The following is a 20,289-nucleotide window of genomic DNA, read 5'->3' on the forward strand; positions in this document are numbered from 1 at the left end:
CTGCGCAGCAGTCCCTGATCACTTGCAGGCTTGGGGCGGAACGCTGCGCGTCCCATCGGGGATGAATCCCCTCCCTACAGGTTTCTCGGCAGTATTCAGACGCGGAACGCGCTGATCAGCTGTTTGAGTTCCACCACCTGCGCCGACAATGCCCGGCTGGCTTCCTCGGTCTGATGCGCACCTTGGGCCGTGCGTTCACCGGCGCGGTTGATCTCGACGATGTTCTGGTCGATGTCATGCGCGACGGCGGTCTGCTGCTCCACGGCAGCGGCGATCTGCTGGTTCTGATCGACGATCATGCCTACCGCCCCCAGGATATTTTCCAACGCCTGCTGGACCTTTTCCGACTGCCCGACCGTGCCGTTGGCCATCTGATGGCTGACGCCCATGGCTTTCACCGCCGCACCGACGCCGCCATGCAGTTTGGCGATCATCTGCTCGATTTCTTCGGTCGATTGCTGAGTGCGTTTGGCCAACGTACGCACTTCATCTGCCACCACGGCAAAGCCACGGCCCTGCTCGCCGGCACGGGCCGCTTCGATGGCCGCGTTAAGCGCCAGCAGATTGGTCTGCTCGGCAATGCTCTTGATCACTTCCAGCACGCGGCTGATCGACTGGCTGTCGCTGGCCAACTGATTGATCACCAGCACCGATTGGTCGATCTCGCTGGCCAACGCGGCAATGCTGCCCTGCTGCGATTCCACCAGCGTGCGGCCGCTGACGGTTTCATCGTTGACGCTGTGCGCACTGCTCACCGCTGCCGCTGCGCTGCGTGCAACTTCCAGCGAGGTCGCCGACATCTGATTCATCGCGGTCGCCACATGCTCGATCTGCGTGCGCTGCCCGGCCACCGCCTGATTGCTTTGCGCGGAGACGTTTTCCACCTGCCCGGCCTGGCGCTCGACCTCGGCCACGGTTTGGCCGACCCGTTCGATCAGGTCGTGGATCTTCCTTACGGTGCCGTTGAACACCTCGCCCAGCTCGCCGAGTTCATCGCGGCTGCTGGCCTTGAAATTGACCGTCATGTCACCGGCCGCGACCTTGTCCATCATCGCGCCCAAACGCTTGAGCGTGGTGCGGGTCGAGGCGTAGAAACCCGCGTAGAGATAGAAAATCAGCACGAACACCACCGACAACGCCACCGCCTGCAACACCATGTGCGTGCGGTTTTGCGCCAGGCGCTGTTGCAGTTGGGTATCGAGAAATTTCAAGGTCGCGTCATTGAGCTGGTAGGTCTGCGCCATCAGCCCGGTGACTTGGTCGTAAAACGCCTGCCACGGAGTATCGAGGGTCTCGGCCACCACGACTTTCGCTTCAAACAGTTCACTGGCCTGTTTGAGCGAGGTCTTGCTGCTGTCGGACGGCGCGCTGAGGCTGGCGCGCGCGGCTTTGCTGGAATCGAGGGCATCCTGCAATTTCAGTGCGTATTCGGCCTGAAGCTTTTCGATCTGCGCCAGCAACTCGTCGAAACGGGTACTCGACGAGCTGTTGAGAAAGCCCTGCCCCAACGAATACGAGCCGATGGCCCGGCCTTCGCCGAGGGTTTGGGTGACGCCCGGGGTAATGTTGGTGAGCAACTCGCTGAGCTGGCGGATGTCGCTCTGATTGTCGCGGCTCAGCCCGGCCTGACTGGCGATGATCTGGCTGAATATCTGCGCATTACCAAGCAATTTGCCGATCATCGCGCTTTTGCTTTGCAGGGAGCTTTCCGCCTGTTGCGCCTTGAACGCGCTGATCATTTCGTCGCGTTTGCCGTGGAACAGTTTGACCTGCTCGGGATCGTCGGTCATCGCCTGCAGACCTTGCAAGCGCGCCAGCACGTCTTGCTCCAGACTGCTGATCTGCGCCTCGAGGTTGTCGGCCTTGCCGGACTGCCCGAGGACAACGTTGATCTGCACCAGATTATTCAGCGTTTCCAGATCCCGGCGCAGGCTCAGGCTGCTGCCCAGCAGATCGAGGCTCTGCAATTCGACACGGGTGCCCTGGAATTCGCGGTAGGAATCGCGCACCAGATAGAAATTGGTCACCAGCATCGGCACCAGGAACAGCACGCTGATCAGGCTGAACTTCATGCCGAAGCTCAGACGGTTCATCAGCGAGACGGCGGGATAGAGCAAGCTCTTCACTGGAAGTCTCCCTTGGTTTTTCTTGTTTTTATTGGCAGGCGCAGGGCGACAGCAGATAGCCACTATCGGGCGCTGTCTCTGTATAGCTCAAATCGGCGGGAGGTTTTGTAACTTAAGGTTAACGACTACGCTGCGCCGGTCACTGACCTGTGGCGAGGGGATTTATCCCCGATGGGCTGCGCAGCAGCCCCATTAAGATATTGGGGCCGCTGCGCGCCCCATCGGGGATAAATCCCCTCACCACAATGAATCTCACGGGCGAGTATCAGTGAATCAAGACTGTCCACAAGGCAAACCCGGCATACCACAGCACTGCCGCGCGCAGCAGCAGTTCCCACAGGCAATCGAGGGTGTTGATGCCTTCAGGGCCGACCACCGGCGGCGGGATCTCGCCTGCTGCCAGACCGACCTTGTTGATCAGATGCGCGGCGCTGATGTTCCAGTTCAACAGCTCGTGCAACATCACCCGGCTGACCGCGACGAAGTTGCCAACCAGTGCAAGGCTGGCAGCCAGCAGGCGCACCGGCAACCAGTCAAAGGCGTGACGTAACTGGGCGGCACGTTCGGCGAGCGCCGGGTTCTGGCTGTTTTCTTCCGCCAATGCCAGCAAGCGATAAGCTAGCGCCGCCACAGGACCGAGCACGAAGTACCAGAAAATCACCGCGAAGAAGCTCTGATAGGCCTCCCATAACAGATGCCCCTGGACCCTATCCAGCAACTGCTCGCCGCTGTCGGCGCAGATGTCCAGATCACGTTTGGCCACATGCGCGGCCGCTTGCAGGTCTTCGCGACGCCAGGCGTCACGAAACGGCCCGAGGCCACCGAGCAGATCACCGCGTCCCAGCGCATAAATCACCACCAGCAAATGCACCGGTAGCGCCAGCAGGCCATAAGCGACAGGTTCCAGCACCAGCAGCAACAAGCCGAGCAGCGCCACCGGCAGCAACACCAGAATGATCAGCACCAGCCACGGCCGATTCGATAATCGTGGGCTGCTTTCGAGTTTGTGCAGCTCGCGGATCCATCCGCCATCGCGTTGAACCCGATGGCGCAAGGCCGAGAACTTCTCGATCCAGACCGCCAGCAGTAACACCAGAAAACTCATTGTCCTTCCTCTTGTGCCAGGGCTGCGCGGTAACGCGCCCAGTCGAATGCCGGGCCAGGATCGGTCTTGCGCCCGGGTGCGATGTCGCTGTGCCCGCAAATACGGGCGCCGGTGATGGCCGGAAATGCGGTTTGCAGCTGACGCGTCAGCGTGATCAGCGCCTGATACTGCGCATCGGTAAAGGGCAGATCATCGGTGCCTTCGAGCTCGATGCCCACGGAAAAATCGTTACAGGTTTCCCGGCCTTCGAACATCGACACGCCAGCATGCCACGCCCGCTCCAGACAGGAGACAAACTGGGTGACGCTGCCGTCACGTTCGATCAGAAAATGCGCCGAGACGCGCAAGTCGGCAATCCCAGCAAAATAGGGATGCTCGGTGACATCCAGACGATTCTGGAAAAATTCCTGCACCTTGCCGGTGGCGAACTGCGCCGGCGGCAGGCTGATGTTGTGGATCACCAACAGGGAGATTTCGCCCGCGGGGCGTTCATTGAAGTTGGGTGATGGGCAGACCTGCACCCCGTGACACCACCCGCTAGCGGGATCCAACTGCATACCGATTCCTTCAACGCCGACTGTGTTGGCGCCCAGTATGCCGTGATCAGCCCCCGGCGCGCGATCACTTGCCGCGATTGAGTCGCCGCAGATTGCCAAGCACCGACTCCAGCGCCCGATCGAACAGTAAAGTGTCATCCAGTGCCCGTACCGCGCCCCGGCGGAATTCAAGGGCCAGGTCGATGCGGCTGCGCTCCAGCACTTTCATCCCGGTGCGGTCGACGAACACGTATTTGCCGGTAGCCTCGATGATCGCTGCCAGCTTGCAGCGCAGGCTGTGCTCGTCGTCTTCCTGGAAGGCGACCCAACTGCCCAGACGCAGTTGCTCCACCTGACGCAGGCCGGGGTCGTCATGCGCCAGGCCGCTGGCATTCAGGCCGGTCGCGCCCTCATCGGCGCTGCGCAGGGTAATGTGCTGCGACACTTCAACCAGCGCCGGCGCATCGGTTGGCGGCTCGGTTGAGGGCTCAAGCACCCGCACATGCAACGCTTCCAGCTCGCTGAAAAATTCGCTGGTGGCGAACGGATCGAACGCCGAACTGCTCAGGCCATCACGCAATGATTTGAGCAAACCGGGCACCAGCGCCAGCAATCGCAGACCGGCGTCCGCCTCGTCATGACGCTGCACGCTCCAGATCAATTGTTCCATGGTCTGGACATCGGCCTGCCATTCAGCCGACTGGTCGCCATGCTTGAGGCACGTCAGTAGCAGTACTTTGCTCCACGCATCACGCACGAACATTACCACCGAAGGCGGCAGGACTTTCCCCAGCAGCGCCAGATTCAACACCTGCTCGACCCGCTGCCGGGCCAACTCGGTTTTCGCTCGCCCCTCCTCGGCGTCGCGCAAACGCTGCTCAAGCAATTCGCTGCGCCGCCGCTCATCGCTGGTGAAGGCGAGGAAGTCTGCGAGCAATTCGGAGAAGATCGCCGGGTCGTCAACGAACTCGGTGAGCAGGCGCTGCACCACTTGTTCGATGCGCAGATACAGGCTGTCACGCGCCTCGCCGCTGCAATCGCCCCAGCCCATGGCGGCATCGGCGATTTCATTGAGCAGGCGTCGCGCCGGGTGGCTGCCGCGGCTGAAGAAGCTTTTGTCGAGCACCGCCACTTTGAGCATCGGAATCTGCAAACGGGCGATCAACGCCTTGAGCGAATCCGGCAGGTTAGGGTCTTCGAGAATACAGTCGAAGACCATCGCGATCAGGTTGATCACGTCTTCATCCGCACCGTCGACGATGCGCGATTTGCCGCTCCTGACGCTGACCCGCGTCAGCAACTGCTCAAGCTGATTGCGCAGATCGAAATCGTCCTGCGCCGCCAGCGCCGGCACATACTGCTGCAAGTGTGAAAGCAGGCGCAGCAGATCGCGGGTGCTAATCGGTAGCGCCGCCGCACTCGGCTCCAGGGTCGGCGCGACGCTGCCGCGCACGTGCAGCAGCAGTTCCTGCAACGCGGCGAAGACTTCCTGCACGCTTTCGTCGGCGGGCGCGGGTTCGTCACTTTCTTCGCTGCTGATGCTCGCTGCCGCACGCTCGATCGCGCGACGCGCAGGTGCCGGTTTCAACTCGGGCAACACGCCGGTGGCGACCAGCAATTGATTGGCTTCGGCGTACAACGGCTCGGTGTCGGCCAGTACGTAGCGTTCGAACAGTTTGAGCAAGATCAGCTTGACCTTGATCTCCACCCCCAGGTTGCGCCCGGCTTGCAGAAAAAACTCGCAGAGCATCGTCGGCCCGAGCGGGTTGTGCTGGTTGTCGAAATTCTTGCCCAGCAACACGTTGAGCCGCGCAGTCAGCTGATCGAGGGCAAAGCCGTCACGCTTGAGCACCCGACCGACCATGGTCTCGACCGCTACATTGCGCTCCATGTCGTCGGTCCGCGGTGCCGACTCTTCGAACATCAACGAATCGGGCAACGTGTGCTGAACGGGGTCGTACTGGATGAGGGCGACGAAGGCTTCGAAAAATTGTTCGAGAAACCCGCGCTCGATGTTTTTGCGTTTGAGGCGCAGGTCGCGCATGGCTTCGAAAAAGATGTTCTGTTCGACATCGTTGCGCGCCCGGTCGGCCATTTCGAACAGGGTGTCGTCGGCGTTATCGAACAACTCCTGCAAACCGTGGCGCAGTTGCTGGGCCGCCTTGTCGCGGACCTGAAGCAGAATCACAGGCAGGCGGGCGAGCGGCGAGTGATTCGCCTGATCGGTAGCGGCCTTGTGCAAAGGCACTACATTCCCGTCGTTGTGCATCCAAGCCTCCTGAAACGGTGATTCCACTGGGCAGATACCGCGCGATTACCTGTGGGAGCGGGCTTGCTCTCACATCAGCGTCAAAGCCATGACGTCAAATGCAAGGCGGATTATCTTGCAAAACTTGTCGCGGGCGCTATAGCCATCAGGGTTTCCCCTATGCCTGCAACACCTTCCAGTGACCACGAGAAGCATTGCTTTGCTCACAGAAAATCGACCAGTTGCCGTCTACCACGCGCGTTCTCGTCTTGGGTTGGCTCTCGCCATGCCCCTATAATCGGCGCACTTAGTTTGTGGAGCCCGTTATGCCGAATCTACGTCTCGCCGATCTGACCGCCGAAATCGAAGCCAACGTGCGCCGTGCGTTGCTCGAAGACGTCGGCAGCGGCGACATCACCGCGCAACTGATCCCGGCCGAACGTCTGGCCAAAGCCACCATCATTACTCGCGATGAGGCCGTCATCTGCGGCACGGCGTGGGTCGACACGGTGTTTCGCCAGCTCGATCCGCGGGTCGCGGTGCATTGGCAGGTGCGGGATGGCGAACGGGTCAAACCCAATCAGCCGTTGTTTCACCTGGAGGGCCCGGCGCGTTCACTGCTGACGGGCGAGCGCAGCGCGCTGAACTTCCTGCAACTGCTATCCGGCGTGGCGACGCGTGCGCAGTACCTGGCGGACTTCGTGGCCCAGACCCAGGTCAAGCTGCTGGATACCCGCAAGACCCTGCCGGGCCTGCGTCTGGCGCAGAAATACGCAGTGACCTGCGGCGGCTGCCACAACCACCGCATCGGCCTCTACGACGCGTTTCTGATCAAGGAAAACCACATCGCCGCCAGCGGCGGCATCGCGCAGGCCATCGCCGCCGCGCACAAGATCGCGCCGGGCAAACCGGTGGAAGTCGAAGTGGAAAGCCTGGAAGAGCTGAAAGAAGCGCTGGCAGCCGGCGCCGACATCATCATGCTCGACGAGTTGAGCCTGGACGACATGCGCGAAGCCGTGCGCCTGAACGGCGGCAAGGCCAAACTGGAAGCCAGTGGCGGCATCAACGAAAGCACGCTGCTGCCGATCGCCGAGACCGGGGTAGATTACATCTCGATCGGTGCGATGACCAAGGATGTGAAGGCAGTGGACCTGTCGATGCGTCTGAGCCTCTGAGGCCCTCACGCCATAAAAAACGCCAGCCCGGTTAAGGCTGGCGTTTTTGCTTCAGACCACCAGATTGTTCATCTCGCAGTACTCTTCCCAATCGACGCCCAACACTTCGGCCGCCTCCTTGTGCAGTTCCAGACGCTTGGCCTCAAACTCTTCAGGGGTGCTGGTGTACTTGAGCGTCAACTCCCACGGCTGCAAGCCCTGGGCCTCGGCTTCGTCCTCGAACGCCCACTGGATCTGGTCCTTCTGCTCATCAGGACTCAGGTCCTTGATCTCTTCCAGCAGTTGGGGCGCATCGAGCTTGTATTTCTCCAGCGCTTGTTCGTGACGTTGCTCTTGAGTTAATTCGGTCATGGCGTTCTCGCTGATCGTAAGAATGGAGGATGGATCTGGATCATCAAGGATCTCTCTGACGCGGACTGTCCGGCCTTCGGAACCATTCGGGATCATCTGAAAACTGCTGGGCGATGCTCATGCAGGCATCGAATATAGGACGTTTGCATGACGAATTACACGGCTCTTTACATCTCTCGAACAAAAACTTGACCTGCGGAACATAAATCCGGATTTTGAATCATAGCAATGTGCCATTTCGGCACTCACTCTTGCTGTTCACAAGGAAAACCAGTGATGCGCAGCTTTTCGAAGAATTGTTCCGTTGTGTCTGCCAGTGCCTTGCTCGCCGCCATGCTGTTGCCGGCCAGCGCCATGGCGCTTGAATTGAGCAACAGCAGCTCATCCTATGGCGACAAGGTTTCGCTGATTCACAATGACTACGGCAAGGATGTTGTCATCAAAAGCGATATCAGCATTGATGAACTGCAAAAGATCCGCGATACCGTCCGCGATCAGTCACGCCAGATTGAAGAACTCAAACGCAGCAGCGGTTCGAGTTCGAACTCCAGCAGCAAGGAAATCGATGACCTGAAGAGCAAGGTCAAGGATCAGGACCGGCAACTGGATACCCTCGGACGTCAGGTCGAAGACCTCAAGCGCAACAGCGGCTCGAGCTCGAATTCCGCCAGCAGCGAGATTTCCAGCCTGAAGCAGAAAATCAATGATCAGGATCGCGCCATGGATCAGCTCAAACGTACCGTCGAGGATCTGAGCCGCAAAGTGAAATAAGGGAAGTGGTGCCCGAGACAGGAATCGAACCTGCGACCTTCGCGTTACGAGTGCGCTGCTCTACCGGCTGAGCTACACGGGCGGTGGGCTAAACCTAGCACCGGTTTTCATAAAAGCAAAGATCGCAGCCTGCGGCAGCTCCTACACGATCGTTAACACACCTGTTGTGTAGGAGCTGCCGCAGGCTGCGATCTTTTGATCTTTAAGCGCGACAAAAAAAATGCCCCGCCGTTTTCACGGCGGGGCATTTTCATTGCGCTGAAGCTGGGGGCTGATTAAACGCCCGAAGCCTTGGCCGCTGCCACGTCTTTGATGGACAGCTTGATACGGCCGCGGTTGTCCACGTCCAGTACCAGCACTTCCACTTCCTGGCCTTCTTTCAGGATGTCGGTGACTTTCTCTACGCGAGCGTCGCTCAGCATCGAGATGTGCACCAGACCGTCCTTGCCCGGCAGGATGTTGACGAATGCGCCGAAGTCGACGATGCGCTCAACCTTGCCGACGTAGATCTTGCCGATCTCGGCTTCTGCAGTGATGCTCAGAACGCGCTGACGAGCAGCTTCTGCGGCATCCTTGGTTTCGCCGAAGATCTTGATCGAACCGTCGTCTTCGATATCGATCGAAGCCTTGGTTTCTTCGCAGATCGCACGGATGGTCGCGCCACCTTTACCGATAACGTCACGGATCTTGTCGGTATCGATCTTCATCGCGATCATGGTTGGCGCGTTGGCCGACAGCTCGGTACGCGACTGACCGATGATCTGGTTCATCTGGCCGAGGATGTTCAGGCGCGCTTCCAGGGCCTGGCCCAGAGCGATTTCCATGATCTCTTCGGTGATGCCCTTGATCTTGATGTCCATCTGCAGCGCAGTAACGCCTTTGGCGGTACCGGCTACTTTGAAGTCCATGTCACCCAGGTGGTCTTCGTCACCCAGGATGTCGGTCAGAACGGCGAATTTCTCGCCTTCCTTGACCAGACCCATGGCGATACCGGCAACCGGCGCCTTCATTGGCACACCAGCGTCCATCAGGGCCAGGGAAGCGCCGCAAACGGAAGCCATCGAGCTGGAACCGTTGGATTCGGTGATTTCCGACACGACACGGATGGTGTACGGGAACACGTCAGCGGCCGGCAGCATGGCCGAAACCGAACGACGGGCCAGACGGCCGTGACCGATTTCACGACGACCGGCGCCACCCATGCGACCACACTCGCCCACCGAGAACGGAGGGAAGTTGTAGTGCAGCATGAACGGGTCTTTTTTCTCGCCTTCCAGGGTGTCCAGCAGCTGTGCGTCACGGGCAGTACCCAGCGTCGCAACGACCAGAGCCTGGGTTTCACCACGGGTGAACAGCGCCGAACCGTGAGTCTTCGGCAGCACGCCGACTTCGATGTTCAGCGGACGTACGGTGCGGGTGTCGCGGCCGTCGATACGTGGCTTGCCGTTAACGATGTTTTCGCGAACGGTGCGGTATTCGATCTCGCCGAAAGCGGCTTTGACGTCGGCAGCCGAAGGCTGGCCTTCTTCGCCGGACAGCTTGGCAACGACCTGGTCTTTCAGCTCGCCCAGACGTGCGTAGCGGTCAGCCTTGACGGTGATGGTGTAAGCCTGGGAGATCGCTTCGCCGAACTCGGCACGGATCGCGCCCAGCAGTTCGGTGGCTTCTGGAGCCGGAGCCCAGGTCCAGGTTGGCTTGGCGGCTTCAGCGGCCAGTTCCTTGACGGCGTTGATCACCACCTGGAACTCGTCGTGAGCAAACAGTACTGCGCCCAGCATCTGGTCTTCGGTCAGCTCTTTGGCTTCCGATTCAACCATCAGTACGGCGTCGGAAGTACCGGCGACGACCATGTCCAGGCTCGAAGCAGCTTGCTGTTCGTAGGTCGGGTTCAGCAGGTAGCCGGTGCTTTCGTGGAAAGCGACGCGAGCGGCGCCGATCGGGCCGTCGAACGGAATGCCCGAGATGGCCAGGGCAGCCGAGGTACCGATCATCGCAGCGATGTCCGGATCGGTCTTTTTGCTGGTGGAAACGACGGTGCAGACAACCTGCACTTCGTTCATGAAGCCTTCCGGGAACAGCGGACGGATCGGACGGTCGATCAGTCGGGAAGTCAGGGTTTCTTTCTCGGAAGGACGGCCTTCACGCTTGAAGAAACCGCCAGGGATCTTACCGGCAGCGTAAGTTTTTTCCTGGTAGTGAACGGACAGAGGGAAGAAACCCTTGCCTGGATCGGCTTGCTTGGCACCGACTACGGTCACCAATACGCTGACGTCGTCGTCAACGGTGACCAATACTGCGCCGGAGGCCTGACGGGCGATACGGCCGGTCTCGAGGGTAACGGTCGACTGACCGAACTGGAATTTTTTGATTACCGGGTTCACGGTGTCCTACCTTCTTTGTGGCTCTTGGGGGAACTGGTTTCTTGCGAAATTCTTGGGCAATGTCGGGAATCGGCCCGCTGACTGTCCGGGTAAAACGGTAGTGCAGATAAAACTTGAGGCTGGGAGCCTGCCAGCCACCAGCGGAAAACCGCTGATGCCTGACAGACAACCAACCTCATAGCGCAATCGCTGATTAGCGACGCAGACCCAGGCGGCCGATCAGAGCGCTGTAACGGCTCAGATCCTTGCCTTTCAGGTAGTCCAGCAGCTTGCGACGCTGGTTTACCATGCGGATCAGACCACGACGGGAGTGGTGGTCTTTACCGTTGGCCTTGAAGTGACCTTGCAGTTTGTTGATGTTGGCGGTCAGCAGTGCAACTTGCACTTCTGGCGAACCAGTATCACCAACAGCTTGCTGGTAGTCGGCAACGATTTGAGCTTTTTCTTGAACGTCGAGAGCCATGAGGCAATCCTTTTATCAGGAAACTGTTTCAAAAACAGTTTCAACAGGCCAGGGACAAATCCCTGTATCTATAAATGAGTAGTGACCGTGCCTGTTGACAGCCACACTCGCCGGCCTGCTATTACACAGACCGGTTTCCGGTCATTCTGACCGAATCAGTCGACGCGGCGCGATGCGCCCGTCTTCGCTCACTTCACCGATACCGATGAAGCGACCATTGTGATCCTGTACCCGTACCATGCCGAACTTCGGAGCATCCGGGGCACGTACCGGCTGGCCGTTGAGCCAGTAGAACGCACTCGCTTCGGAGAAGTGCAGCAGCGGCCAATCCTGCAGGCCGCTGTCCGATGGCATCAGGAAGCGGTCGACCGCTTCGTTGCCGCCTTCGGCATGTACCGCTTCCAGCTCTTCGAGGGTCACGGTCTGCGCCAGGGTGAAAGGTCCGGCCTGGGTACGACGCAGTTCCGCGACGTACGCACCACAACCGAGCTGCTCACCGATATCCTCCACCAGGGTGCGAATATAGGTGCCCTTGCTGCAATCCACCGCAAGACGCGCAGTATCGCCTTCGAAGGCCAGCAATTCCAAGCGCGCAATAGTAACAGAACGCGGTTCGCGCTCCACTACTTCGCCTGCACGAGCCAGCTTGTACAACGGCTGACCATCACGCTTGAGTGCCGAGTACATCGGCGGTATCTGACTGATTTGCCCACGAAATTTCGGCAGAACCGCTTCGACATCGGCGCGACCAACGGTCACCGGGCGCTCCTGCAAAACCTCACCCTCGGCGTCCGCCGTGGTGGTGGTCTTGCCCAGTTGCGCGAGGGTTTCATAACCCTTGTCGGAATCGAGCAAGTATTGCGAGAACTTGGTTGCTTCGCCAAAGCACAGCGGCAATACACCGGTGGCCAACGGATCGAGGCTGCCGGTGTGACCGGCCTTCTCGGCGTTGAGCAACCAGCGAACCTTCTGCAACGCGGCGTTGGAGGTGAACCCCAGCGGCTTGTCGAGCAGGATGATACCGCTGACGTTACGACGGATACGTTTGACCTGAGCCACCGAATTACTCCTTGGTGTCTTCAGGTGCAGCGGCCACGTGCTGATTGTCCTCAGCCACGGCGCGCTCGATCAGGGCCGACAGGTGCGCGCCACGCACGACGCTTTCGTCGTAGTGGAAATGCAATTGCGGCACGCTGCGCAGCTTCATTTCACGGGCCAGTTGCATGCGCAGGAAGCCTGCGGCAGCGTTGAGCACCTTGATGCTTTGCGCGATGTCTTCGGCGTTGTCCTGCCCCATCACGGTGATGAAGATCTTCGCGTGACCGACGTCACGGCTGACTTCCACAGCGGTAATGGTGACCAGGCCGACGCGCGGGTCTTTGACTTCACGACGGATCAGTTGGGCCAGCTCACGCTGCATCTGATCGCCGATACGTTGGGTACGGCTGTATTCTTTTGCCATGATTTTGTTACCTGTTACTGCCCTACGGTGAAACCCGCAAGGTCTGAAAGCGGCAAACGCCCGGCCTGACAAAAGCCAGACCGGGCGTTGCGTTTAGAGTCCTGACGCCGTGGCGCGCATCTGCATGCGGCGGCTCGGCGTGGCCCTTGAAGTGCGCGAGTCAGAGGCTGCGAGCAACCTGAACCTTCTCGAAGACTTCGATCTTGTCACCGACTTTGACGTCGTTGTAGCTCTTCACGCCGATACCGCATTCCATGCCGGCACGTACTTCGGAAGCGTCATCCTTGAAGCGGCGCAGGGATTCCAGCTCGCCTTCGAATATAACGATGTCTTCACGCAGTACACGGATCGGACGGTTACGGTGCACAACACCCTCGATCACCATGCAACCGGCGATCGCGCCAAACTTCGGCGAACGGAACACGTCGCGCACTTCGGCCACACCCAGGATGTTCTCGCGAACATCGCTGCCGAGCATGCCGGTCAGGGCTTTCTTGACGTCTTCGATGATGTCGTAGATCACGTTGTAGTAACGCATGTCCAGACCTTCCTGCTCGACGATCTTCCGTGCGCCAGCATCGGCACGCACGTTGAAGCCGAACAGTACAGCGTTGGAAGCCAGTGCCAGGTTGGCGTCGGACTCGGTGATACCACCGACACCGCCACCGACCACGCGCACTTGCACTTCGTCGTTGCCCAGGCCGTTCAGAGCGCCCTGCAAAGCTTCCAGCGAACCACGGACGTCGGATTTGAGGACGATGTTGAGCGTCTTCTTCTCTTCCTGGCCCATGTTTTCGAAGATGTTTTCCAGCTTGCCGGCGTGAGCGCGAGCCAGTTTGACTTCGCGGAACTTGCCTTGACGGAACAGAGCCACTTCACGGGCTTTCTTCTCGTCTGCAACCACGCTCATCTCGTCGCCAGCGTCCGGTGTACCGTCAAGACCCAGGATCTCGACCGGAATGGCCGGACCGGCTTCCTTGATCGGCTTGCCGTTCTCGTCGAGCATGGCGCGCACGCGGCCATAGTTCGAGCCGACCAGCACCATGTCGCCTTGACGCAGCGTACCGTCCTGAACCAGCACGGTGGCCACCGGGCCACGGCCCTTGTCCAGACGCGATTCAACGACAACACCACGGCCAGGAGCCGATGGAGTGGCGGTCAGTTCGAGCACTTCGGCCTGCAGCAGAACGGCTTCGAGCAGTTCGTCAACGCCGGTACCCATTTTCGCCGAAACCGGTACGAATGGCGTGTCGCCGCCCCAGTCTTCGGAAGTCACGCCGTGAACCGACAGTTCGCTGCGGATGCGATCGAGGTCGGCACCCGGCTTGTCGATCTTGTTCACCGCAACCACCAGAGGAACGCCAGCCGCCTGAGCGTGCTGAACAGCCTCGATGGTTTGCGGCATCACGCCGTCGTCCGCCGCAACCACCAGGATCACGATGTCGGTCGCCTTGGCACCACGGGCACGCATGGCGGTAAACGCAGCGTGACCCGGGGTGTCGAGGAACGTCACCATGCCACGGTCGGTTTCAACGTGGTAGGCACCGATGTGCTGGGTAATGCCGCCGGCTTCGCCTGCAGCTACCTTGGCACGACGGATGTAGTCGAGCAGGGAAGTCTTACCGTGGTCAACGTGGCCCATTACGGTCACGACTGGCGCACGGGAAACTGCCTCGCCTTCAAACTTCAGGGACTCGGCCAGGGAATCTTCCAGGGCGGTGTCGCTGACCAGGGTCACTTTGTGGCCCAGTTCTTCAGCGACCAGTTGAGCAGTTTCCTGATCGAGTACCTGGTTGATGGTCGCTGGAGTGCCCAGTTTGAACATGAACTTGATGATTTCAGCAGCCTTGACCGACATCTGCTGTGCAAGATCGCCAACAGTGATGGTCTCGCCGATCTTCACTTCACGCACGACAGGACCGGTAGGGTTCTGGAAACCGTGAGCGTTGCGCTTCTTCAGCTTGGCCTTGCCGCGACCACCACGACGGAAGCCGTCGCTTTCTTCGTCGGTTGTGCGTGGCGCCACACGTGGCGCCGGCGCTTTTTCTTTGACCGATGCGCGATGCGGAGCGTTTTTGCGCTCGCCGTCGCCGCCGCCACGACGATTGTTATCGTCGGCACGTGGTTTGTCCGGACGGCGCTGTTCGTCACGCTTGCGCGTGTCGGCAGCTGGCGCAGCAGCGACAACCGGTGCGGCTTCGCGCACAGGTTCAGCGACTGGCGCAGGTGCTGCAACAGCTTCGGCAGGAGCGCTCGGCGCAGTAGCAGGCTGGCGACGCGCTTCTTCTTCAGCGCGCTGCTTGGCTTCTTCTTCAGCCTTCTGACGGGCAGCATTTTCTACTGCGCGACGCTCTTCCAGTTCACGCTGGCGCTCGGCTTCGATTTCTTCCGGGCTACGCTGTACGAAAACCTTCTTCTTGCGAACTTCTACGCTGATGCTCTTGCTACCAGCCACACGCAGGGTGCTGGTGGTTTTACGCTGCAGCGTGATTTTGCGTGGTTCTTCCACTTTCGCCTTGTGGCTGCTTTTCAAGTGAGTCAGCAGGGATTGCTTCTCACTGTCAGTCACATGTTCTTCGGCGGCGGTGTGCGGCAGACCTGCCTCACGCATCTGCTGCAACAGGCGCTCTACCGGTGTTTTGACCTCATCGGCCAGTTGTTTCACCGTGACTTGCGTCATGCACTTCTCTCCTCAGGCCGCGCCTAATTACTCGAACCAGTGGGCTCGGGCGGCCATGATCAACTTGCCGGCACGATCATCGTCAATGCCGTCGATGTCGAGCAGGTCGTCAATAGACTGCTCGGCCAGGTCTTCGCGGGTAATTACGCCGCGCACCGCCAGTTCCATCGCCAAATCCTTGTCCATACCCTCAAGCGAGAGCAGGTCTTCGGCCGGATGGGCGTCTGCCAGCTTTTCCTCAGTAGCGATGGCTTTGGTCAACAAACGATCCTTGGCACGAGCGCGAAGCTCGTTGACGATGTCTTCGTCAAAGCCGTCGATGTTGAGCATTTCTTCCAACGGTACGTAGGCAATCTCTTCCAGGCTGGTGAAGCCTTCATCTACCAGCACCTGAGCCAGCTCTTCGTCGACTTCCAGCTCGTCGATGAAGTTGCGCAGGATGTCGCCGGTTTCTGCTTGTTGCTTAGCCTGGATGTCCGATTCGGTCATCACGTTCAGGGTCCAGCCTGTCAACTGGCTCGCCAGACGCACGTTCTGACCACCACGACCGATGGCCTGAGCCAGATTGTCTGCGCCAACGGCGATGTCCATGGCATGAGCATCTTCGTCAACAATAATGGCCGCCACTTCTGCCGGCGACATCGCATTGATCACGAACTGCGCCGGGTTATCGTCCCACAGGACGATATCGACACGCTCGCCACCCAACTCGCCCGACACGGCCTGGACGCGCGAACCGCGCATACCGATGCACGCGCCCTGCGGGTCGATGCGTTTGTCCTTGGAACGGACAGCGATCTTGGCACGCGAACCCGGATCACGGGACGCCGCCATGACCTCGATCAGGCCTTCAGCAATTTCCGGCACTTCGATGCGGAACAACTCGATCAGCATTTCCGGCGCGGTACGCGACAGGATCAACTGCGGGCCGCGGTTCTCGGTGCGGATTTCCTTGAGCAGTGCACGCAGGCGCACACCGACACGGAAGGTTTCGCGAGAAATGATGTCTTCACGAGCCAGCAACGCTTCGGCGTTGTTGCCCAGATCGACGATCACGTTGTCGCGGGTGACTTTCTTCACGGTGCCGGAGATGATTTCTCCCAGGCGCTCGCGATAGGCGTCGACCACTTGAGCGCGCTCGGCTTCACGGACTTTCTGCACGATGACCTGTTTGGCGGTCTGTGCAGCAATGCGGCCGAACTCGATGGATTCGATCTTTTCTTCGACGACGTCGCCGACCTTGGCGCCCGGATGCGTTTCGGCAACCTTGCTTGGCCAGGTTTCGATCGCAGGATCGTCGAGATCATTCTCTTCGACGACCGTCCAGCGACGGAAAGTCTCGTAGGAACCGGTGTGGCGGTTAATTTCCACACGCAGGTCAACTTCGTCTTCAAAACGCTTTTTGGTAGCAGTGGCCAGAGCCAGCTCCAGCGCTTCAAAAATCACGCTTGCCGGTACACCCTTTTCATTGGATACCGACTCAACAACCAGCAGTACTTCTTTGCTCATCGTACGCCTCGCCTTTCGCAAGCCATTGGATCCGCGGGATCCGCGTCTCAGTCAAAACTGGGAATAATGTTGGCCTTGTCGATCATATCGATCGGCAACAGGAACTCATGGTCTTCTACCTGCACCACGACGTCCTGTTCTTCTACACCGCGCAGAAGGCCCTGAAAGTTGCGTCGACCTTCAAAAGGCGAGCGCAGCTTGATCTTCACTTGTTCACCGGCAAATTTTGCAAACTGCTCAAGAGTGAACAGTGGGCGTTCCATGCCAGGCGAGGAAACTTCGAGGGTGTACTCAACGGAGATCGGATCTTCAACATCCAGGACACCGCTGATCTGACGGCTGACAATGGCGCAATCGTCCACCAGCACGCCACCCTCTTTATCGATATAAACACGCAACATCGAGTGACGACCCTGAGCCGAAAACTCGATACCCCAGCATTCATAGCCTAGGGCCACGACCACCGGGGCCAACAAGGCCTGCAACTCTTCTAGCTTGCTCGACACCTGAACCCCCTCGTGCATGTAAATGCATGCGCTGCAAAATAAAAAAATGGGCGAAACGCCCATCCTTGAAACGCCGTCGAACAGCGGCGCAGAAAGTGTCCAGCTAACAAAAAGCCCCTGAAAAGGGGCTCCTTAAACTGGTTGCGGGGGCCGGATTTGAACCGACGACCTTCGGGTTATGAGCCCGACGAGCTACCAGACTGCTCCACCCCGCGACAAAGCTGGGGCGGAAGTATACGACCGATCCCTTATAGGGTCAATGTAACCTTCCACCTGCAAGAAAGCCCGCAACAGCGGGCTCTCCTGACTAATTGGTACCGAGAAGGGGACTCGAACCCCTACACCCTATGGGCACAACCACCTCAAGGTTGCGTGTCTACCAATTCCACCACCTCGGCAAAACTACGTTTGAAACCCTTCTTACTTCTGCTCTTGAGCTGGAGGTACGTCAGTCGCTGGAGTAGCCGACTTTTGCTCTTGAAGCACCGGGACATCATCAGAAGCCGGTTGTTGTTGCTTTGGTACTTCCAACACTGCTGGATCTGGCAAACCTGCTTGAGTCAGCTGATGAGCCTTCTCTTTAGCAAAGTAACCTAACCCCAAGCTGGTTATGAAGAAACCGGCGGCAAGTATAGCAGTAAACTTACTAAGAAAGGTAGAGGAACCTTGGCTTCCGAACACAGTATTTGAAGCACCTGCTCCGAAAGACGCGCCAGCGTCCGCACCTTTACCCTGCTGCAGCAAAACCAGAGCAACTACGCCCAATGCACCCAGCAGATGAAAAACGACTACGACTGTTTCCAGCATTTTTTCAGTTTCCCGCGGCGCGACAAATCGCACCGAACTCATCTGCATTCAGGGAAGCTCCACCAATGAGCCCCCCATCGATATCCGGCATGCCGAACAGTTCGACCGCATTGGCCGCCTTCACGCTGCCGCCGTATAGAAGCCGCACACCTCGCGCGACTTCAGAATTCTCTGCCGCCAACTGCTCGCGAATGGCTTTATGCACATCCTGAGCCTGTTGCGGCGTTGCAGTCAGTCCGGTACCAATGGCCCAGACAGGCTCGTAAGCAATGACTGCCTTGGCAAAGGCACCAACACCCAGCTCCTCGATGATGCTGCCCAGCTGACGCCCGACAACCTCAAGAGTTTTTCCGGCTTCGCGCTGCTCGAGGGTCTCCCCTACACACAACACCGGAATCAAGCCACATGCCTGTGCCGCTGCGACCTTGCGATTCAGCATCCCGTCTCGCTCGCCCATTATCTGGCGGCGTTCGGAGTGCCCGACAAGCACCAGGGAACAACCTGCATCCACCAACTGACTCGGCGCAATTTCACCGGTCAATGCACCTTGCATGGATTCCACCGCAGAATTCTGCGCACCGACCGAAATCGATTTGCCTTTCAAGCCATCAATCACTTGATTGATATGCAAGCAAGGCGGGAATACCGCGACATCAACACCGCTTGGCAAGGCCAGATGACGAAGGCCGTTGATCAGCTCAGCGACGCTGGCGCGGGTACCGTGCATCTTCCAGTTACCAGCTACCATAGGGCGACGCATGCTGTACCTCGTCGGTCAAAGTGGGCGCAGATGTTACCCAACACAATCATGGCTGGCAAGCCGAATCAGGCAGAAACTTCAGTTACCAGTTTTGCCAGTTCTTCGGCGTAGCTGCGAACCTGAGTTTCATCCTCGCCTTCGACCATCACACGCACCAATGGCTCTGTGCCGGACTTGCGTAGAAGCACGCGACCACGACCCGCCATTGCCTGGGTTACACGCGCACTGGCCTCCTTGACCGCCGGGTGCTCGAGCGGACTTTCGCCACCACCGAAACGCACATTGATCAGTACCTGAGGGCACTTGCGCAACGCCTGACGCGTTTGGGCAAGGCCTTCATTGCGGGTTTTCAGTGCCATCAGCACCTGCAACGCAGCAATGATTGCATCACCGGTGGTGGTGTGATTGAAGCAGACGATATGCCCAGAGTTCTCACCACCTACCAGCCAGTTGCGCTCCAGTAGTTCGGCGATCACATAACGGTCACCGACATTGGCACGAATGAATGGAATCGAGAGTTCTGCCAGAGCGAGCTCCAGACCGAGGTTACTCATCAGCGTGCCGACTACGCCGCCCTGCAATTTGCCACGCCCGTGCAGATCACGCGCGATGATGAACAGCAACTCGTCACCATCAACGATGGCGCCAGTGTGATCCACCATCAGCACCCGATCACCGTCACCGTCAAAGGCGATGCCCAGATCAGCGTGCTCGGCGAGAACAGCGGCTTGCAGCGGCCCCATATGAGTCGAACCGCAATTATCGTTAATGTTCAGACCATTGGGCTGAGCCGACAGCACGACCACTTCGGCGCCCAACTCACGAAAGACACTCGGAGCAACTTTGTAGGTCGCTCCGTGTGCGCAGTCGATCACGATTTTCAAACCGGAAAAGCTGGTACCGGTAGGCACGCTGCTTTTACAGAATTCGATGTAGCGACCCGAAGCGTCGTTGATACGCGACACCTTGCCAATCTTGCTCGACTCAACCACGGTCATCGGGGTATCGAGCAATTCTTCGATCATCAGCTCCAACTCGTCAGGCAGCTTGGTGCCTTTACCCGAGAAGAACTTGATGCCGTTATCGTCATGCGGGTTATGTGAAGCACTGATCACGATCCCGGCTTCGGCTTGAAACGTGCGCGACAGATAGGCAATGGCGGGCGTCGGCATCGGGCCGAGCAGCATCACATCGGCGCCCGCCGACGTCAGACCTGCCTCAAGCGCCGATTCGAACATGTAGCCGGAGATTCGCGTGTCCTTGCCAACCAGCACCTTGCACGCGCCCATCTTGCGAAAGGCCATACCGGCCGCCCAGCCGAGCTTGAGCATGAAATCCGGAGTTATCGGATATTCACCGACACGACCACGAATACCGTCAGTTCCAAAGTATTTCTTGCTCATAAGTGC

The 20,289-nt window shown here is 58.9% G+C and carries 17 protein-coding genes and 3 tRNA genes; 2 read left to right on the forward strand and 18 right to left on the reverse strand.

The annotated features are described in order from the left end of the window. Positions 1-95: 95 nt before the first annotated feature. From L6D63_RS14760 to L6D63_RS14775, 4 genes are all read right to left on the reverse strand, one after another. Positions 96-2,126 carry a methyl-accepting chemotaxis protein gene (locus tag L6D63_RS14760; protein ID WP_131671430.1) on the reverse strand — a complete coding sequence of 677 codons (2,031 nt, stop codon included), beginning with the start codon at positions 2,124-2,126 and terminating at the stop codon, positions 96-98. A gap of 265 nt (positions 2,127-2,391) precedes the next feature. Continuing rightward, positions 2,392-3,231: a regulatory signaling modulator protein AmpE gene (gene ampE, locus L6D63_RS14765; protein WP_131671429.1), complete on the reverse strand. Its 840-nt coding sequence runs from the start codon at positions 3,229-3,231 to the stop codon at positions 2,392-2,394. Continuing rightward, positions 3,228-3,788: a 1,6-anhydro-N-acetylmuramyl-L-alanine amidase AmpD gene (gene ampD, locus L6D63_RS14770; protein WP_003221563.1), complete on the reverse strand. Its 561-nt coding sequence runs from the start codon at positions 3,786-3,788 to the stop codon at positions 3,228-3,230. Before ampD ends, ampE begins: the two co-directional genes overlap by 4 nt. Positions 3,789-3,852: 64 nt before the next feature. Further along, positions 3,853-6,036 (reverse strand): DUF1631 domain-containing protein, encoded by a 2,184-nt coding sequence (locus L6D63_RS14775; RefSeq protein WP_131671428.1) that lies wholly within the window; start codon positions 6,034-6,036, stop codon positions 3,853-3,855. 305 nt (positions 6,037-6,341) lie between these two features. On the opposite strand from L6D63_RS14775, the gene nadC reads away from it, so the two are divergent. After that, the gene (nadC, locus tag L6D63_RS14780) at positions 6,342-7,190 is read left to right on the forward strand and encodes a carboxylating nicotinate-nucleotide diphosphorylase (protein WP_003221558.1); all 849 of its coding nucleotides are present in this window, start codon (positions 6,342-6,344) and stop codon (positions 7,188-7,190) included. Positions 7,191-7,241: 51 nt separating this feature from the next. Here the strand turns inward: nadC and L6D63_RS14785 are convergent, their stop codons facing one another. Continuing rightward, entirely contained in the window at positions 7,242-7,541 is a 300-nt protein-coding gene (locus tag L6D63_RS14785) for a DUF6388 family protein (protein WP_041066817.1), read from the reverse strand. Between the two features lie 276 nt (positions 7,542-7,817). Between L6D63_RS14785 and L6D63_RS14790 the strand changes: the two genes are divergently transcribed. Further along, on the forward strand, positions 7,818-8,312 hold the full coding sequence (locus L6D63_RS14790; protein ID WP_121183658.1) for a hypothetical protein: 495 nt from the start codon (positions 7,818-7,820) through the stop codon (positions 8,310-8,312). 6 nt (positions 8,313-8,318) lie between these two features. Here L6D63_RS14790 and L6D63_RS14795 read toward each other — a convergent pair. From L6D63_RS14795 to glmM, 13 genes are all read right to left on the reverse strand, one after another. Further along, a tRNA-Thr gene (locus L6D63_RS14795) sits at positions 8,319-8,394 on the reverse strand. A 193-nt stretch (positions 8,395-8,587) separates the two neighbouring features. Then, the gene (gene pnp, locus L6D63_RS14800; RefSeq protein ID WP_007961443.1) at positions 8,588-10,693 is read right to left on the reverse strand and encodes a polyribonucleotide nucleotidyltransferase; all 2,106 of its coding nucleotides are present in this window, start codon (positions 10,691-10,693) and stop codon (positions 8,588-8,590) included. Positions 10,694-10,886: 193 nt separating this feature from the next. Next, positions 10,887-11,156: a 30S ribosomal protein S15 gene (gene rpsO / locus L6D63_RS14805; protein WP_003221553.1), complete on the reverse strand. Its 270-nt coding sequence runs from the start codon at positions 11,154-11,156 to the stop codon at positions 10,887-10,889. Positions 11,157-11,297: 141 nt separating this feature from the next. Then, positions 11,298-12,215: a tRNA pseudouridine(55) synthase TruB gene (truB, locus tag L6D63_RS14810; protein ID WP_024011571.1), complete on the reverse strand. Its 918-nt coding sequence runs from the start codon at positions 12,213-12,215 to the stop codon at positions 11,298-11,300. A 4-nt stretch (positions 12,216-12,219) separates the two neighbouring features. Continuing rightward, a complete protein-coding gene (gene rbfA, locus L6D63_RS14815; RefSeq protein WP_007961438.1) occupies positions 12,220-12,618 on the reverse strand; it encodes a 30S ribosome-binding factor RbfA in 399 nt (132 codons plus the stop codon). A 160-nt stretch (positions 12,619-12,778) separates the two neighbouring features. After that, on the reverse strand, positions 12,779-15,298 hold the full coding sequence (infB, locus tag L6D63_RS14820; RefSeq protein WP_131671427.1) for a translation initiation factor IF-2: 2,520 nt from the start codon (positions 15,296-15,298) through the stop codon (positions 12,779-12,781). A gap of 27 nt (positions 15,299-15,325) precedes the next feature. Beyond that, complete coding sequence (nusA, locus tag L6D63_RS14825; protein WP_003221546.1) at positions 15,326-16,807, reverse strand: transcription termination factor NusA; 1,482 nt, start codon at positions 16,805-16,807, stop codon at positions 15,326-15,328. A 47-nt stretch (positions 16,808-16,854) separates the two neighbouring features. Then, positions 16,855-17,313 (reverse strand): ribosome maturation factor RimP, encoded by a 459-nt coding sequence (rimP, locus tag L6D63_RS14830; RefSeq protein WP_007973115.1) that lies wholly within the window; start codon positions 17,311-17,313, stop codon positions 16,855-16,857. A 138-nt stretch (positions 17,314-17,451) separates the two neighbouring features. After that, a tRNA-Met gene (locus L6D63_RS14835) sits at positions 17,452-17,528 on the reverse strand. 97 nt (positions 17,529-17,625) lie between these two features. After that, positions 17,626-17,711: transfer RNA gene (locus L6D63_RS14840), tRNA-Leu, on the reverse strand. A gap of 22 nt (positions 17,712-17,733) precedes the next feature. Next, positions 17,734-18,120 (reverse strand): preprotein translocase subunit SecG, encoded by a 387-nt coding sequence (gene secG, locus L6D63_RS14845; protein WP_027610782.1) that lies wholly within the window; start codon positions 18,118-18,120, stop codon positions 17,734-17,736. A gap of 4 nt (positions 18,121-18,124) precedes the next feature. Then, positions 18,125-18,880 (reverse strand): triose-phosphate isomerase, encoded by a 756-nt coding sequence (tpiA, locus tag L6D63_RS14850; protein ID WP_236170345.1) that lies wholly within the window; start codon positions 18,878-18,880, stop codon positions 18,125-18,127. Between the two features lie 65 nt (positions 18,881-18,945). Further along, positions 18,946-20,283: a phosphoglucosamine mutase gene (glmM, locus tag L6D63_RS14855; RefSeq protein ID WP_121183654.1), complete on the reverse strand. Its 1,338-nt coding sequence runs from the start codon at positions 20,281-20,283 to the stop codon at positions 18,946-18,948. Between the last annotated feature and the right edge of the window lie 6 nt (positions 20,284-20,289).

Origin of the sequence: Pseudomonas parakoreensis (assembly GCF_021602155.1) — a bacterium.
GTDB classification, from domain to species: Bacteria; Pseudomonadota; Gammaproteobacteria; order Pseudomonadales; family Pseudomonadaceae; genus Aquipseudomonas; species Aquipseudomonas parakoreensis.